Source organism: Streptomyces bugieae (assembly GCF_036352915.1).
Classification (GTDB): Bacteria; Actinomycetota; Actinomycetes; order Streptomycetales; family Streptomycetaceae; genus Streptomyces; species Streptomyces endophytica.
Genome location: NZ_JAZBJP010000034.1, coordinates 50,799 through 65,055, shown reverse-complemented (window position 1 = coordinate 65,055; position 14,257 = coordinate 50,799). Strand labels below are relative to the sequence as shown.

The 14,257-nt window shown below is 75.1% G+C and carries 16 protein-coding genes; 6 read left to right on the top strand and 10 right to left on the bottom strand.

The window, feature by feature from the left end; genetic code table 11:
* Nucleotides 1–59 precede the first annotated feature (59 nt).
* Nucleotides 60–1,274, bottom strand: coding sequence for an aminotransferase class I/II-fold pyridoxal phosphate-dependent enzyme (locus V2J85_RS33480; RefSeq protein WP_330823672.1), 1,215 nt, complete (start codon nucleotides 1,272–1,274; stop codon nucleotides 60–62).
* Between the two features lie 117 nt (nucleotides 1,275–1,391).
* Nucleotides 1,392–1,838, bottom strand: a complete 447-nt coding sequence (locus tag V2J85_RS33475) for a GNAT family N-acetyltransferase (RefSeq protein ID WP_261954815.1) — start codon at nucleotides 1,836–1,838, stop codon at nucleotides 1,392–1,394.
* Between the two features lie 48 nt (nucleotides 1,839–1,886).
* On the opposite strand from V2J85_RS33475, the gene V2J85_RS33470 reads away from it, so the two are divergent.
* The 3 genes from V2J85_RS33470 (at nucleotide 1,887) to V2J85_RS33460 (ending at nucleotide 4,793) form a co-directional block, all read left to right on the top strand.
* The gene (locus V2J85_RS33470; RefSeq protein ID WP_261954816.1) at nucleotides 1,887–3,368 is read left to right on the top strand and encodes a bifunctional phosphatase PAP2/diacylglycerol kinase family protein; all 1,482 of its coding nucleotides are present in this window, start codon (nucleotides 1,887–1,889) and stop codon (nucleotides 3,366–3,368) included.
* A 123-nt stretch (nucleotides 3,369–3,491) separates the two neighbouring features.
* On the top strand, nucleotides 3,492–4,307 hold the full coding sequence (locus tag V2J85_RS33465; RefSeq protein ID WP_330823671.1) for a class I SAM-dependent methyltransferase: 816 nt from the start codon (nucleotides 3,492–3,494) through the stop codon (nucleotides 4,305–4,307).
* 126 nt (nucleotides 4,308–4,433) lie between these two features.
* Nucleotides 4,434–4,793 carry a VOC family protein gene (locus V2J85_RS33460; protein ID WP_261954818.1) on the top strand — a complete coding sequence of 120 codons (360 nt, stop codon included), beginning with the start codon at nucleotides 4,434–4,436 and terminating at the stop codon, nucleotides 4,791–4,793.
* Nucleotides 4,794–4,860: 67 nt separating this feature from the next.
* On the opposite strand, the gene V2J85_RS33455 is transcribed toward V2J85_RS33460, so the two are convergent.
* Nucleotides 4,861–5,784, bottom strand: coding sequence for an NADP-dependent oxidoreductase (locus tag V2J85_RS33455; protein WP_261954819.1), 924 nt, complete (start codon nucleotides 5,782–5,784; stop codon nucleotides 4,861–4,863).
* A gap of 97 nt (nucleotides 5,785–5,881) precedes the next feature.
* Entirely contained in the window at nucleotides 5,882–8,011 is a 2,130-nt protein-coding gene (locus V2J85_RS33450) for a DUF5107 domain-containing protein (protein WP_330823670.1), read from the bottom strand.
* Nucleotides 8,012–8,295: 284 nt separating this feature from the next.
* Here V2J85_RS33450 and V2J85_RS33445 point away from each other — a divergent pair, with 284 nt between their 5' ends.
* Nucleotides 8,296–8,631, top strand: coding sequence for a DUF6204 family protein (locus tag V2J85_RS33445; RefSeq protein ID WP_330823669.1), 336 nt, complete (start codon nucleotides 8,296–8,298; stop codon nucleotides 8,629–8,631).
* Between the two features lie 22 nt (nucleotides 8,632–8,653).
* On the opposite strand, the gene V2J85_RS33440 is transcribed toward V2J85_RS33445, so the two are convergent.
* The 5 genes from V2J85_RS33440 to V2J85_RS33420 all read right to left on the bottom strand — a co-directional run bounded on the left by V2J85_RS33440 (nucleotide 8,654) and on the right by V2J85_RS33420 (nucleotide 12,294).
* Nucleotides 8,654–9,073 carry a glyoxalase superfamily protein gene (locus tag V2J85_RS33440; protein ID WP_330823668.1) on the bottom strand — a complete coding sequence of 140 codons (420 nt, stop codon included), beginning with the start codon at nucleotides 9,071–9,073 and terminating at the stop codon, nucleotides 8,654–8,656.
* A gap of 5 nt (nucleotides 9,074–9,078) precedes the next feature.
* Complete coding sequence (locus V2J85_RS33435; protein ID WP_261954823.1) at nucleotides 9,079–9,660, bottom strand: GNAT family N-acetyltransferase; 582 nt, start codon at nucleotides 9,658–9,660, stop codon at nucleotides 9,079–9,081.
* Between the two features lie 58 nt (nucleotides 9,661–9,718).
* Nucleotides 9,719–11,188, bottom strand: coding sequence for a CoA transferase (locus V2J85_RS33430; protein ID WP_261954824.1), 1,470 nt, complete (start codon nucleotides 11,186–11,188; stop codon nucleotides 9,719–9,721).
* Between the two features lie 135 nt (nucleotides 11,189–11,323).
* On the bottom strand, nucleotides 11,324–11,563 hold the full coding sequence (locus tag V2J85_RS33425; protein WP_261954825.1) for a hypothetical protein: 240 nt from the start codon (nucleotides 11,561–11,563) through the stop codon (nucleotides 11,324–11,326).
* A 161-nt stretch (nucleotides 11,564–11,724) separates the two neighbouring features.
* Complete coding sequence (locus V2J85_RS33420) at nucleotides 11,725–12,294, bottom strand: RNA polymerase sigma factor (RefSeq protein WP_261954826.1); 570 nt, start codon at nucleotides 12,292–12,294, stop codon at nucleotides 11,725–11,727.
* A 130-nt stretch (nucleotides 12,295–12,424) separates the two neighbouring features.
* Between V2J85_RS33420 and V2J85_RS33415 the strand changes: the two genes are divergently transcribed.
* Nucleotides 12,425–12,562 (top strand): hypothetical protein, encoded by a 138-nt coding sequence (locus V2J85_RS33415; protein WP_199812519.1) that lies wholly within the window; start codon nucleotides 12,425–12,427, stop codon nucleotides 12,560–12,562.
* A 9-nt stretch (nucleotides 12,563–12,571) separates the two neighbouring features.
* On the opposite strand, the gene V2J85_RS33410 is transcribed toward V2J85_RS33415, so the two are convergent.
* Nucleotides 12,572–13,468 carry a DUF2867 domain-containing protein gene (locus V2J85_RS33410; protein WP_330823667.1) on the bottom strand — a complete coding sequence of 299 codons (897 nt, stop codon included), beginning with the start codon at nucleotides 13,466–13,468 and terminating at the stop codon, nucleotides 12,572–12,574.
* A gap of 45 nt (nucleotides 13,469–13,513) precedes the next feature.
* Here V2J85_RS33410 and V2J85_RS33405 point away from each other — a divergent pair, with 45 nt between their 5' ends.
* Entirely contained in the window at nucleotides 13,514–14,119 is a 606-nt protein-coding gene (locus V2J85_RS33405) for a TetR/AcrR family transcriptional regulator (RefSeq protein WP_261954828.1), read from the top strand.
* The last annotated feature ends 138 nt before the right edge of the window (nucleotides 14,120–14,257 follow it).

Sequence of the window (14,257 nt, the reverse complement as noted above, 5' to 3'; positions counted from 1 at the left end):
ATTCGGTGGACAGAACCGGGGCGGTTCGGAACGGGGTCGGGGCGCGCGGGTGCGGCGGATCAGCCGTCCCCGGCGGCCGTGAGCGCGGCCAGGGCACGCGAGAGGGCGGTCAACGCCTCGGTGATGTGCGGGAGTTCCAGCGGGTCGGGGGCGTCCAGGACGCGTTGCCGCAACTCCTGGTCGGCGCCCAGCAGGGCCTCGGCGCCCAGCCGGACCCGCAGCGCGCCCGGGTCGTCGCCGAAGCGGTGCCCGCCGCGCGCCGCCCAGGGCGCCAACGCCCGTTCCAGCGCGCTGGATTCGGCGATGCCGTGGGTGGTGAGGGGGCGCCGCAGCGGCTCCAGGTCGGCGTAGAGATGGCTGCCGGCGCGCGGTGGCCGGCAGAGGGCGCCCGCCTCGGTGAGGGTGTGGTGGAGGGCGGCGGTGAGCACGCCGTGGATCCGGGCGACGGTGGCCGTCCGGGCCCGTACGGTGTCGGGCTCGCCGAGCGCATGGGTCACGGCGCAGGCGAGCGGCCCCGGCAGCGGGGTGCGGAGCGCGCCGAGCGCCTCCAGGGTCGTGGTGCGCAGCTCGGCGCCCGGGCCGGTGTCCGGGAAGCGGGCCAGCGCGGCGGGCCAGGAGGCGGGCAGCAGCGTGGCCCGCAGGTCGCTGATCACCACGACCTCGCCGGGCAGCATCTCGGCGGGGCTGAGCAGCACGGTGTCGTGCGGTTCGTGCAGCAGATCGCGGCGGGTCTCGTCGCTGAGGACCCACAGCCCCTCCTCGGCCGCCGCCTCGCACACCTCGTGCAGCTGCTCGGGCGCGGGGCAGGTGCCGGTCGGGTCGTCGGGGACGGAGAGCACCAGCACCCGCGGGGAGTCGCCGTGCTCGCGGGCCCGGCGGACGGTCTCCAGCAGCGCGAACGGGTCGGGCAGCCCGCCGGACTCCGCGGGCACCGGCGCCCGGTGCACCGCCCGGCCGAGCAGCCGGGCGGGGGGTGCGTACGACTCGGAGCAGGGCCGGGGCAGGACCACGGCGCCGTCGGCGGCGGCGTACAGCGCGAGCAGCAGTGGGGCCGCCCCGGGCGCGGCGAGGATCTGGCCGGGGCCGGTGGCCAGGCCGCGGCGTTCCCAGTAGCCGGCGGCGGCGGAGCGCAGCGGGGCGCCGCCGCCGGGGGGTTCGGCGTCGGTACGGCCGGCGGCCGCGGCGAGGTGCGCGGCAAGGTCCGGCAGGACCGGCAGGCCCACCAGAGGGTCCGGGTCCGGCTCAGGCCGCGGATCGGGGGCGGTCCGCTGCATCCGTACCTCCACTCCACGACGGCGGGTCGATCGTGGGCCCATCACATGATGGGCGGCCCCGTCCACCTTCGCAGATCGCGCCGGTGCCGCCCGGGGGCGACACGTCAGCGACCGGGCCTAATGGCCGGTGCCGCCCGCTCGCTCGTAGCGGTGCACCGTCACCCTCTCCCCCGCTCCCCAGTCCTGCTGCTCGGTGGCGCGGCGGACCCAGCCGCGCCGCTCGTAGAGGGCGATGGCCGCGGTGTCGGTGGCCTTCACCTCCAGCACGGGGCGCAGGCCGCGGGCCGCCGCGGCGTCCTCGACGGCCCCGAGCAGACGTCCGCCGTGGCCCGCGCCGCGGGCTCCGGGGGCGACGTAGAGCCGGCTGACCTCGCGTCCGCACAGTGCGCCGTGGCCGACGATCCGGCCGGCCGACAGGGCGACCCAGGCGGCGGTCAGTCCGTCGGGGGTCAACCAGCGCGCCGGGTCGTCCGGCCAGTGGTGCGGATATCCGCTGTACGCGTGGACCTCGGCCAGAACGGCCGTGCACGCGTCGAGGTCGGTGGCCCTGCGTCTTCTCAGCACCGGAAGATGGAAGCACAGTTCCGGGCGGGAGGGGGTAGGAGGTGCCGCATGCGAACGCTCCTGAGCAACCTCGACCGGCGGACCTTCGACCTGATCGCCACCCGCCAGTGGCCCGGGGCCCAGCGGGTGCTGCCCCGGCTGACCCGCAGCGCCGATCACGGGCTGCTGTGGTTCGGCATCGCGGCGGGTGCGGCGGCGCTGGGCGGGCGGCCGGCGCGGCGGGCCGCGCTGCGCGGGGTGGCGTCCCTGGCCGTGGCCTCGGCCACGGTGAACACGCTCGGCAAGCGCTCGGTGCGCCGGCAGCGGCCGCTGCTGGACGCGGTGCCGGTGATCCGGCAGCTGACCCGCCAGCCGTTCACCTCGTCCTTCCCGTCCGGGCACGCCGCCTCGGCGGCGGCGTTCGCGACCGGGGTGTTCTTCGAGAACAAGTGGTGGGGCCTGGCGCTGGCGCCGGTCGCCGCCTCGGTGGCGTTCTCCCGCATCTATACGGGTGTGCACTATCCGGGTGATGTGCTGGCGGGTGCCGCGCTGGGCGCGGGTGCGGCGTTCGCGGTGCGGGGCCTGGCGCCGACCCGCGCGCAGCTGGCACCGCCGGCCCGGCCGCGTGCGGAGGCGCCCGCGCTGCCCGGCGGCCGGGGGCTGGTCGTGGTGGCGAACCCGAGCTCCGGGCAGCGCACCGGACAGCGCCCGGACCGGGCCGCCGAGGTGCACGCGGTGCTGCCGGAGGCCGAGGTCGTGATGTGTGACGGGCCGGACGGGCAGCCGATGGACGAGGCGCTGGAGGCCGCGGCGGAACGGGCCCGGGAGCTGGGCGGCGCGCTGGGGGTGGTCGGCGGGGACGGCACGGTCAACGCCGCGGCGACGGTCGCGGTGCGGCACGGGCTGCCGCTGGCGGTGCTGCCCGGCGGCACCGCCAACCACTTCGCCTACGACCTGGGGATCGAGAGCTTCGCGGAGGCGGCGCGGGCCGTGGAGAGCGGGGAGGCGGTCGCGGTCGACGTGGCGCGCTTCCGGACCGGCCCGCACCGGGAGGGCCGGTATTTCCTCAACACCTTTTCGGTGGGCGTCTATCCGGAGCTGGTGCGGATCCGGGAGCGCTGGGCGGGCCGGATCGGTGCCTGGCCGGCGGGGGTGCTGGCGGCGTGGGAGGTGCTGCGCTCGGCGGAACCGATGTCGGTGCGGATCGGCGGCGAACGGCGCTCGGTCTGGACGCTGTTCGTGGGCAACTGCCAGTACCGGGGCCTGGGTTTCGCACCGGTGCGCCGGCACGACCTGGCGGACGGGGTGCTGGACGTACGGGTGGTGCACGGCGGCCGGCTGGCCCGCACCCGGCTGCTCGCCGCGGCCCTGATGGGCACGCCGCGCCGTTCGCCGGTGCTCGGCGAGGCGCGGCTGCCGCGGCTGCGGATCGGCGGGCTCGGGGACACCGCGGCGGTCGCGTACGACGGTGAAGTGGCCATGTCGGGCGGCGAGTTGACGCTGGAGAAGGAGCGCGAGGCACTGACGGTCTATCGGCTGCTGCCCGACTGAGCGGAACCCGGCGGGGCGGTCGCGAACGCCCAGCTCGCCCGTATCCTGAGACGGGACTCTCAAGATACGAGATCGACGCGTACCGTGTGGGTGTCACACCGACGCATGCGAAGGAGTGCCCCCATGCCGCAGGAGTCCGCCGTCTACACGCACGGCCACCACGAGTCCGTACTGCGCTCCCACACCTGGCGCACCGCGGCCAACTCGGCCGGATATCTGCTGGATTCGCTGAAGCCGCACATGCGGGTCCTGGACATCGGCTGCGGTCCGGGCACGATCACCGCCGATCTGGCCGCGCTGGCGCCGGACGGCCAGGTCACCGGGCTGGAGCGGGCACCTGAGGTGCTGGACCAGGCTCGCGCCACCGCCGCCGCGCGCGGGGTCGACAACGTCCGGTTCGTGGTCGGCGACGTCCACGCACTGGACTTTCCCGATGACACCTTCTGCGTGGTGCACGCCCATCAGGTGCTGCAGCACGTGGGCGACCCCGTCCAGGCGCTGCGGGAGATGCGCCGGGTGACCAAGCCGGGCGGGATCGTGGCCGTCCGCGATTCGGACTACTCGGCGATGACCTGGTACCCGGAGGTCCCGGGCATGACCGACTGGTTGCAGCTGTATCTGCGGGTGGCCCGGGCGAACGGCGGCGAGCCGGACGCCGGGCGCCGGCTGCACGCCTGGGCCCGGCGGGCCGGCTTCGCCCCGGAAGCGGTCACCGCCACCGCGGGCACCTGGTGTTACCGGACGCCGGAGGAGCGGGCCTGGTGGAGCGAGCTGTGGGCGGACCGCACGGTCAGCTCGTCGTACGCCCGGCTCGCGGTGGACGGCGGGCACGCCACAGAGGCCGAACTGCGGCGGATCGCGGAGGCCTGGCGGGCCTGGGGCGCCGAGGAGGACGGCTGGTTCGGCATCCTGCACGGCGAGCTCCTGTGCCGGGTCTGAGCGCGCCCCCGGCCTCCGGGCCGGGGACGGCCTCGGGGAGGCCGCGCTGTCCCGGTGCGGGTGCGGAGGGTCCGATCACGGTCAGGTGATCGCGCACCGGCCGGGGGCCCAACTAGGGTGGTTCATATGGACATTCTGGGGACCTCGCTGCGGGTGTGCGTCGGTGATCTCAATGCCGCGATCGGCGTCTACGAACGGCTGACCGGCGCGGAGGCGATCCGCTTCCAGCGCGGCGGTGTGTCGGTCGCGGCCGTCGGCTGCTTCTTCCTGATGAGCGGCCCCGAGGCGGAGTTGTCGGTGCTGCGGAAGATCACCGCGACGCTCGCCGTGGCGGACGTGGACGAGGCGGTGGCCGATCTGACGGCGGTCGGCGCGGACATCATCGCCGGGCCGGTGCCGACGCCGATCGGCCGGAACGTGGTGGCCCGTCATCCGGACGGTGCGATCTTCGAGTACGTCGACCGCAAACAGGCCGCCGGCGCCTGACGGAACTCCCCCGGCGGCCTGTTCCCCGTCCGGCGCGCCCGCTCGGGACGGCCGCGCGCGGGGTCTCTCAGGACACCTCCAGGACGATCTTGCCGCGGGCCCGGCCCGCCATGCTCCGCCGCAGCGCCTCGGGCGCCTCGGACAGCGGGTAGACCGCGTCGACGGCCACGGTCAGCTTCCCGGCGTCCGCGAGGGCGCCGAGGGCGGTCAGGCGGTCGCTGTCCGGGCGCACCCACACCAGATGGCCGCCCTTCTCCTTGACCTCGCCGTCGGCGATGGACGCCACCCGGCCGCGGTCCTTGAGCAGCTCCTGCGAGACGTCCACCACGCCGCCGCCGACGAAGTCCAGGGCCACGTCGACGCCGTCGGGCGCCAGCGCGCGCACCCGGTCGGCGAGCCCGTCGCCGTAGCTGACCGGCTCGGCGCCGAGGGACCGCAGGAAGTCGTGGTTGCGCTCGCTGGCCGTACCGATGACGCGGAGGCCCCGGGCGACGAGGATCTGCACGCCGAGCGAGCCGACGCCGCCCGCGGCGGCGTGCACCAGGGCAGTCTCGCCCGCCTTGGCGCCGACCCGATCGGCGGCCTGATAGGCCGTCAGGCCCGCGAGCGGCAGCCCGGCGGCCTGCTGCCAGCTGAGCGAGGCCGGCTTGCGCGCCAGGGTCCGCACCGGCGCGGCGACCAGCTCGGCGTACGTGCCGTGCTGGAGGTCGTCCTTGCGGACGTACCCGATGACCTCGTCACCGACCTCGTACTCGGGGACGTCCGCGCCGACCGCCTCGACCACGCCCGCCACGTCCCAGCCGGGAATGAGCGGGAAGTGGACGTTCAGCATCGGGTCGAGATGGCCCGCGAGGGCCTTCCAGTCCACCGGATTGACCCCGGCCGCCCGGACCCGGATCAGGACCGAGTCCGGGGCCACCTTCGGGTCGGGGAGGTCGGCGTAGGTGAGGACCTCGGGGTCGCCGTAGCGCTGCGTGCTGATTGCCTTCATGACCGGGCACAACACGGGGCGGTCCGGGATGATTCCCACCCCGCGCACACATTCACCGGATCGGCGGACGAGTCCTGCGCACCCGTAGGAGGGCCGGCTACACCGGCCGCATCCGGTACTCGTAGCGGTCCGGGAGCGGATGCGCGGACCGGGCCGCGGCACGTACCTCGTCGGTGACCGGCCCGCCGGCCGCGGTCAGCCGCTCGGCGATCGCGAACCAGGTGTCGCTGAGCGTCTCGTCGCCCTCGCGCAGATCGGCGATCTCGAAGCCGGCGTCGAAGACCTCCCGGGCCGCTTCCGGCCGGTCCTGGGCGAGCAGCACCCGGGCGGTCAGCAAGCGGAAACGGCCGTCGGCGGCGACGCGCTCCGGCAGCGCGGCCAGCAGTCGCGCGGCCTCCTCGGTACGTCCGGCGGTGAGCAGTGCGGGCACCGCCTCCCGGACGAGGGCGGGCAGTGCGGCACGCCAGGTACGGGCGGCCGGACCGTCCCCGACGGCCGCCGCGGACGCGGCGGCGCAGACCTGCGCGTACCGGTCGGCGGCCCGCGCCGGTTCGCCCGCCGCCCACTCGGCGACGGCCAGGCAGTAGAGCGGCAGGACGGATGCCTCGGGGTGGCCGGGCGGGGCGGCTGCCTCGGAAGCGGTGGCACCGCGCTCGTGCTTCCCGGCTCCTGCCTCGGGGTCGGTGGCCCGGCCCGGACCCCCGACCCCCTGCCCGACCGCGCGTTCCCAACTGCGGACCGCCTGGGCCCGGTCGCCGGCCTGCCACTGGGCGAGGCCGAGGTGGTGGTCGGTGGCCGGGCCCGGTGGGGCGGATTCCAGCAGGTCGCGCCAGGCCGGTGAAGTCGGCGCCGGGCCGGGCAGCGGTCCGCCGGGCGGCAGTTCACCGGTCCGCAACAGGGCCAGCCAGGGCTCCTGTTCGGGCCCGAGGGTGGCCGGGGCGAACGGCGTACCGGGCAGCGCGAAACCGGCCCGGGCCACCTCCAGCGCACCCCAGCCCGAACCGGTGGCCAGCGATTCCTTCGGCTCCCGGTCCGCGTACGGCAGCCAGGCCGCGTACGCCGCGTCGACGTCCGCGCGCGGCAGGGCCGCCTCCAGCCCGGCGGCGACCGCCTCGCGGGCCGCCGTCCAGTCCGCGCCGTGCACCACCGCGGGATCGGCGGCCAGCGGCCCGTACGCCTCCAGCCAGGTGAAGGCACCGCCGGCGTCCAGGGGTACGTGCTCCAGCTGGGTACGGGCGAGCCCGGCCTGGATCTCGGCGTAGCCGCCGGTGCCCGGCTCGGTGAGCCACTGCTGCCAGCGCCGCCCGGCCCGGCCCGTGCCCCACAGGAAGAGCTTGCGGCCGCGCAGTGCGTCGGTGGACGTCTGGACCAGGCCCCGGCCGGCCGCGTCGAGCGAGGTGATCCAGCGGCGGGCGCCGTCGGGCACCTCGTAGAAGTAGTCGGCCGGGAACGCGCTGCGCAGCGGGTACGTGCGGTCGGCGCCGTCCGACTCCGGGACCGGGACCCGGCGCAGGGTCCGCTCGTAGCCGAAGTGCCAGGCCGCGTCGGCGGGGGCCAGGACGCGGCTGCCCTCCTCTTCGGGGACCGCGATGTTGGACCACCAGTAGGCGGGCACGGTGTGGTGGTGCGGATTGCGGATCCGTACGCCCACGTGGAGGAAGTCGGAGCCGTCCGGCAGCCACAGGTCCACCTGGAAGGGCAGATCGCGCAGCCGCTCCCATTCCCACAGCCGGAGCATCTCGCCGCCGTCCGGTGCCGGGACCCGGGCGGCGTGCAGCGGGGCGCAGGAGAGGGTGGTGTGGCCGGTGGCGCCGATGTTCCATTCGATGCCGCCGGAGAACCACGCCCCGTTGAGGGCGAACGCGGCGGGCTGGAGCACCGGGTTCCGGTAGAGCAGTTCGCGGTCGGTGGGCTTGTGGCGCAGGGAGTACACCCGGCCGCCCAGAGCGGGCAGGACGGTGGCGCGCAGCCGGTCGTTCTCGATGACCAGCGCGTCGAGGTCGGTGCTGCGGCGGGCGCGGCCGTATCCGTCGCGCCGCGCGACCGGCAGGATCGAGGTCAGCGGCCGGTATCCGATCTGGCGCGCCATGTCGGCGGGCAGCCCGGCGTCCCGGGGGATCCGCACGCGGTGGAGGTCGTGGCCGCCCTGGAGGGCGGGGAGGGGGTTGTCCGGACCGAGGGGGGCGGCGGGAAGGGTCAGGGTGGTGCGTCGCACGCTCGTGGCCACGGCTGCCTCGCAAGGGGGGACCGGCCACCTCGGCTACGGCGGCCTCCTGTTGACCATGGAACCGCCTCCCCGCCGGTCTGAACAGGGCTTCTTCCGGCCCGTGGGGTCAGGGTTGCGCAAAGGAGGTCCCGGGGAACGGCGCGCTGCGGGCCGGGGAACGGTGGCGATGCCGCCCCGGGGGCGGTGCGATGCAAGCGCATCGGAAAATCGGGGGCGCCGGCGGACACGGCGGCATAGCCTGTCGCTCCCGGCCCGCTGACACAGCGACAGGAGACCCGAAGACCATGGCGACCCAGCACACCTACCGGGTGATCGTCCGCGGCAAGTGGGACGGCCTGACGGCCGCGTCCCGGGCGAAGCTGCTCGCCGAGGCCGACCGACACGGGCTGTCGCAGTACAGGTTCACACCCGAGGGCGTGCTGGCCTACGACGCCGCGCTGCACTCGTTCAGCTACCGCTGCGTCATCGTCTCGGACGCCGCGGACGGCGAGGAGATGGCGGCCGCCCTCGGCGAGGAGAAGGCGGAAGCGGCGCTGACCGCGGCCGGCCTCGGCTGGCGCGACCTGCGGTCCACGGCCACCGACATGGACACCATGAAGATCAACCGCAAGTCCCGGTGACCGGGGGCGAGCCCGGAGCGGGTCAGGGCTCCGGCGCCGGCTCCGCCTCGGGCTCGGGCTCCGGCTCCGGCTCCGGCTCGGTGAACCGCAGCCGGTTGCCGAAGGGGTCGAGGAGGGTGAGGGACCACCCGGTCTCGTCGTGCTCCAGCCCGGGCCGCAGATACGGGTAGTCCTTCGCGGTCAGCTCGGCGTGGAGCGCGCGCACCCCGGTCAGCTCCGTGTACACCACCCCGCCGGGCGTCCCGTCACCGTGGTGCTCGGACAGGTGCAGCACGAGGTTGCCCCGTGAGACCTGGGTGTAGAGCGGCATGCCCGGCTCGAAGCGGTGCTCCCAGTCGACGGTGCAGCCGAGGTAACCGACGTAGAACCCATGGGCCTTGGCCACGTCGAAGATGCGCAGGACCGGCACGGTGCGGCCGAAGGTCACGTCGGTGCCGGGCACCGGCGTCACTCCGTCCCGTCCGTGGCCGGCTCCGCGTCCGTGGCCGGTTCCGTGACCATCTCGCTGGTGATCGCCCAGCGTTCGTGGTCGCGCCAGGCGCCGTCGATGAACAGGAAGTCCGGGGAGAACCCCTCCCGGCGGAAGCCGGCGCGCCGGACGAGGGCGAGCGAGGAGGCGTTGTCCGGCTGGATGTTGACCTCCAGCCGGTGCAGGCCCAGCGCGCCGAAGGCGTGGTGGAGCACCAGGCGCAGGCCCTCGCTCATCAGGCCGCGGCCGGCGGCGTGCGCGAAGGCGCCGTAGCCGATCGCACCGCAGCGGAAGGCGCCGTGCACGATGTTGTTGATCGTGAGGTAGCCCGCGATCCGGCCGGTGGTGAGCTCGCAGAACAGGAAGCCCTCGCGCTGGGGTTCCTGCAGCCTGAGCAGGTAGGCGTCGAAGGCGGCGGCTTCGGCCGGCGGGTAGAGCCACGGCTGGTGCAGCTCGGCGCTGGCGCGCACCGCGGCGGTGAACTCGTCCCGGTCGGCGGCGGTGAAGGGCCGGATGCCCACCCGCGGTCCGCGCGCGAGGTAGCGGTCGTTGATCGTCACCGGCAAATCGTACGGACGGTCGTGCGGTACGGCCAGCGATTACGGTCAGCGCCGCATCTCAGCGCCACACCGGGGCGTCCGTGGCCACCCGGCCGGGTGGGGTCGCCCAGGTGTCCGGCGCGCCCTCGAAGGAGACCGGCGGCAGGGCGTGACGCAGGCGCCCGAGCGGACTGCCGGTCTCCCGGAGGTGGTCCGCCGGGTCGTACCCGCGGCCGCCGGGCGCGGCGGCATCGGCCGGCACACCCATGGGCTCGCTCATGAACCCGTTCACGGGGCCGTCCTCCCCCGCCCCGCCCGCCAGGCCGTGCATCAGCCAGTGGGCGGTGCGGGCCAGGGCGAGGGTGGCGAGGAACGAGCCGCCCGTGCGGGTCTGTTCGGTCAGTGCGCGGAGTACCGCGGCGGCCAGCAGATAGCCGGTGCCGTGGTCGAGGGCCTGGGCGGGCAGCGCGCCCAGGGTCCCGTCCGCGCCCGCCTCGACGACGGCGATGCCGGTCGCCACCTGCACCAGGCTGTCGAAGCCGCGCCGCCCGCCCCAAGGGCCGTCGTCGCCCCACGCGGAGAGCCGGGCCACCACCAGTCCCGGGCGGCGGGCGGCCAGCTCCTCGGGGGCCAGGCCGAAGCGGTCGAGGGCGCCCGGACGATAGCCGGTGACCACGACGTCGGCGTGGGCGAGCAGGTCCTCGAAGGTGGCCCGGCCGGCGGCCGAGCCGAGGTCGAGGGCGGTGGACCGCTTGCCGAAGCCGGTGTCGCTGTGCGCGTCCTGGCTCTCCGGGAGCTGCGGGGCGTCGATGCGCAGCACGTCCGCGCCGAGCAGGGCGAGCGTGCGGGTGGCGACCGGGCCGGCGATCACCCGGGTCAGGTCGAGGACCCGCAGACCGGCGGCGGGCCGCACCGGGTGCCCCGCGAGCGGCGGGAGTGCGCGCGGCGGACCGCCGGCGCCGAGCGGGCCGAGGGTCAGCAGCGGACCGGCGGCCGCCGCCGCGCCCTGCGGATGCCGGGCCCACTCCCCCGGCGTACGTGCCGCGACGGCCAGCCCGCCGGCCGCGTACACGGTCTCCTCGATCTCCTCGGCCGCGCGTCCGGCCAGTTCGGCCGCGACCTCCGGCACCCCGGCGCCGTCCGGCAGGCCGAGCGCCCGGAGCAACCGGGCGCGGTGGTGCGGGTAGTTGGCGTGGGTACGCACCCAGCCGTCGGCGGCCCGCCAGAAGCGGGACAACGGCGCGAACGTCGACATCGGACGGCCGTCGATCCGGAGGTGCCGTTCGCTGACGAAGGCGGTGGCGACCGCCCCTTCGTCGACGCGTACGGCGGGTACCGGGCCGCCTCGGCGGGCCGCCGCCAGCTCGGCCGCGGCGAGCGCGCACACGGCGACCGTGCCCCGCGCCAAGGCGCCCACCGGGAGCCGCGCCGGCAGCAGACCGTCCGGCCCGCGGTACGCAACGCGCTCGATCAGCCCCGGCTCGCCCCCGAGCGCCGCCCACGCCGACGCGGTGCCGCGCCCGCCCCCACCACCCTGTCGTTGCCCCATACAGGCAGTCTGCCACGGCCCCGGCACCCCGCCGGAACGCGCTGCGGTTCGGCTCCGGGCCCCGTCAACTCCGCACCCGCACGCCCCCCGTGGAGTGCGCATACGGACTCAGGGCCATCGGTGGGCGACCGGCCGTCACCTGCTCGCCGCCGGTCGGCCGAGGCCCGCCTCGCGTCCGTCGTCGTACCAGGACGCCGGCGAGAGGTCGGCGGGCCCCGGTGGTTCGGTGGCCCCGCGGAGGTCGGCTGCCGCCGCGAGGGACCCGTATCGCAGGTCCCAGTCGTGCACGGTGCGGGTGTCCGGCGGCACGAGGCGGTCCCCCTCTCGGAGGTAGGTCAGCAGCCTCTCGTGCGGAGAGGACTGACGTTCACTCATGGATGCTCCCCATTTCGGATGTGAAGGACCGGGGCGGGATAGGTCCCACCCTGAAGCCGCGTTGACGCACGGCCTCGGGGCGGGATCCAGCCCGGCAGGCGGCGCCGGGACGGTGGACGGGCGGCGGCCGCCAGAGGGTGCGGCCGCCGGGAGCCCGGGACCTACGCCGGTTCCAGGTCCTCGTCCTCCCGCCAGAACTTGGCCTTCGCCTCGGCCGCGGCCAGCTGCCGGCTCACCGTCGCCGAGGAGATCTCCAGCAGCTGCGCGATCTCGGTGCCCTTCAGGCCCCAGACATGGGTGAGCTCCCAGACCGCCGCCTGCCGCTCGTCGGCGATCGCCGCCTTCACCGACTCCAGCAGCTCCAGGTACTCCAGGCCGGCGACCGGGTCCGGCCCGAACCGCCGCCCGTGCTCGGGCGGTTCGTCGTACGGCCGCTCGCCCGAGGAGCTCTTGCGCCAGTGGTCCCGGAGCTTGTTGCGGGCCACCACGGTCGCGAAGACCAGGACCGGCTTCTCGAACCTCGTGCCCTTGCGGAACTCCTGGAAGATGGCGATGCACACCTCCTGGGTGATGTCCTGGGCCAGGTGGTAGTCGTGGGTGACCCGCGTGACCGAGGCGATCAGCCGCGGCTCGACGGTCCGCAGCGCCTCCATCAGCTCGGCCTCGCGCTCCTTGGACAGCCGGCGGGGTGACTCCGCGGAGTCGCTGCCGCCCCCTGAGAGCTGCCTCATGTGTCGTCCCTCTCCGCTGACCGGGTACCGCTCGGGGGTCCCGGGCTCCCTGGAAGGTCGCGGTGGGGGCCGGAAGTTTTTCATCGGGCCCGGGATGAAAATTCCGGCGGCCCCGGCGGGACTTGACGGTATGGACACTCGCACCGCACTCGCCCTCGTGCTCGGCGGCCTCGCCGTCTACCTCGCCTACGTCAACCCGGTGCTCGGCGCCGCCCTCGGCATCGGCGTCGTCGTGGTCACCTTCCTGCTGACGCTCCTGGAGAAGTAGCCCGACCGGTCAGGTCCGCACCGCCGCCTCCCGCTCGGCCGCGGTCGGTGCGGCGAGGGCCAGGCGGCGGTGGATGCGGCGGAGCATCGTGCGGGCCATGAAGGGGTGGACCCGGCGGACCACGGCGAAGTAGAGCCGGCCGGCCGTGTTGTGGATGCGGACGACCGTGCCGAGGGTGACGGTGCCGTCCGCGACCAGGAGCGAGGCGCGGAAGTCGAGGTGCCGGGCGTCCTCGCCGAGCAGCAGCTCCTGGTCCGTCCGGCCGACGACCGGGAAGGGCGCCCCGCGCAGGACGCCCTGCCACGCCTCCGGGGTGTCCGGCAGGCCGGGCAGGAGGTCCATCTGCCAGGCGTCCTCGAAGTCGGTGCGCGGGAACGCCCGGTGCGCGAGCCGTGCGGCGGCGGGCAGTTCGACGGCCCGGGCGCGGTCCCACGCCAGGCGGTGGAGCAGGCGGATCCACGGGGAGCGGCGGGGCGGCGGTATCTGCCGTCCCGTGGCGGCCCGTTCGATGTTGTCGAAGAGCTCATGGACGACGGTGCGGTGCATCGCGCGGATCGCGAGGGACCACAACAGCCGTCGAATCGGCGGGCGTTGGGCCTCCAGAAGATGCTCTACGCGGCAGCGGTCGGGGCCGTCGGGGCGGATGGTGACTTCGTGCCGGCCGGTGCTGCCGTCGGTGAAGTCGAAGCGGATGCGGCGGCCGGGCTCGTACGCGCCGACGCGGTAGCGGACGAAGCCGTGGCCGCCGTCCGCGCCGATACCCAGCGGGCGGTCGAAGCGCATCGGGGGCCAGGCCGGTGCCGGGAAGAGCGGGTCGTGGTCGCTGCCGAGCCGGTCGAGCAGGGCGCCGACGGCCTCTGCCGGGGCCTGGACGGTGCGGGAATGGACGTCGCGGACGGTACGCACGGAGCACCTCCATACGGTGGCGTATGTTTGACCGTACGGTACCGTATGGATATGGCACGACAGCAGCGGACGAAGGAATCCGGCGGCGTCCCCCGGCAGCGGCTGACGGCGCAGGACTGGGCCGACGCCGCCCTCGCGGCCATGGGCGAAGGGGGTCTCGCGGCGGTGGCCGTGGAGCCGCTGGCCGCCCGGCTCGGCACGACGAAGGGCAGCTTCTACTGGCACTTCGCCAACCGGGAGGCGCTGATCGAGGCCGCCCTGGAGCGCTGGGAGCAGCTCGGCACGGAGGCCGTGATCACCGAGGTCGAGGCCGAGCCGGACCCCGGCAAGCGGCTGCGTCGGCTGCTGCTGCACGCCACGAACCGGTCCGCCGAGGACCCCTTGGAGGTCTCACTGCTCGCGACCGCGGGCCAGCCCAGGGTCGCGGCCGCCCTGGCCCGGGTCACCGAACGGCGGATCGGCTATGTCGCCTCGCTCTTCGCGGAGCTCGGCTTCCCCGAGGAGGAGGCGCGCCGGCGCGGACTGCTGGCGTACACCGCCTACCTCGGGCACACCCAGCTGGCGCACGCCGTCCCGCGGAGCCTGCCGGACGCGTCCGCGCGCGAGCCCTATCTGGACGGCGTGATCGACATGCTGATGCGTCCGCTGTGACGACCGGCGACAGGAGGTTCAGGTGACCGAACTCGACCGAAGATGAACCAAGTTGGCCGAACTGTGCGTAGACGCGCCATGTGTCCGAGGCATGAAGTGGAGATCAGCGCGGCGAATACGGCGCGCTTGTGCGTTGAC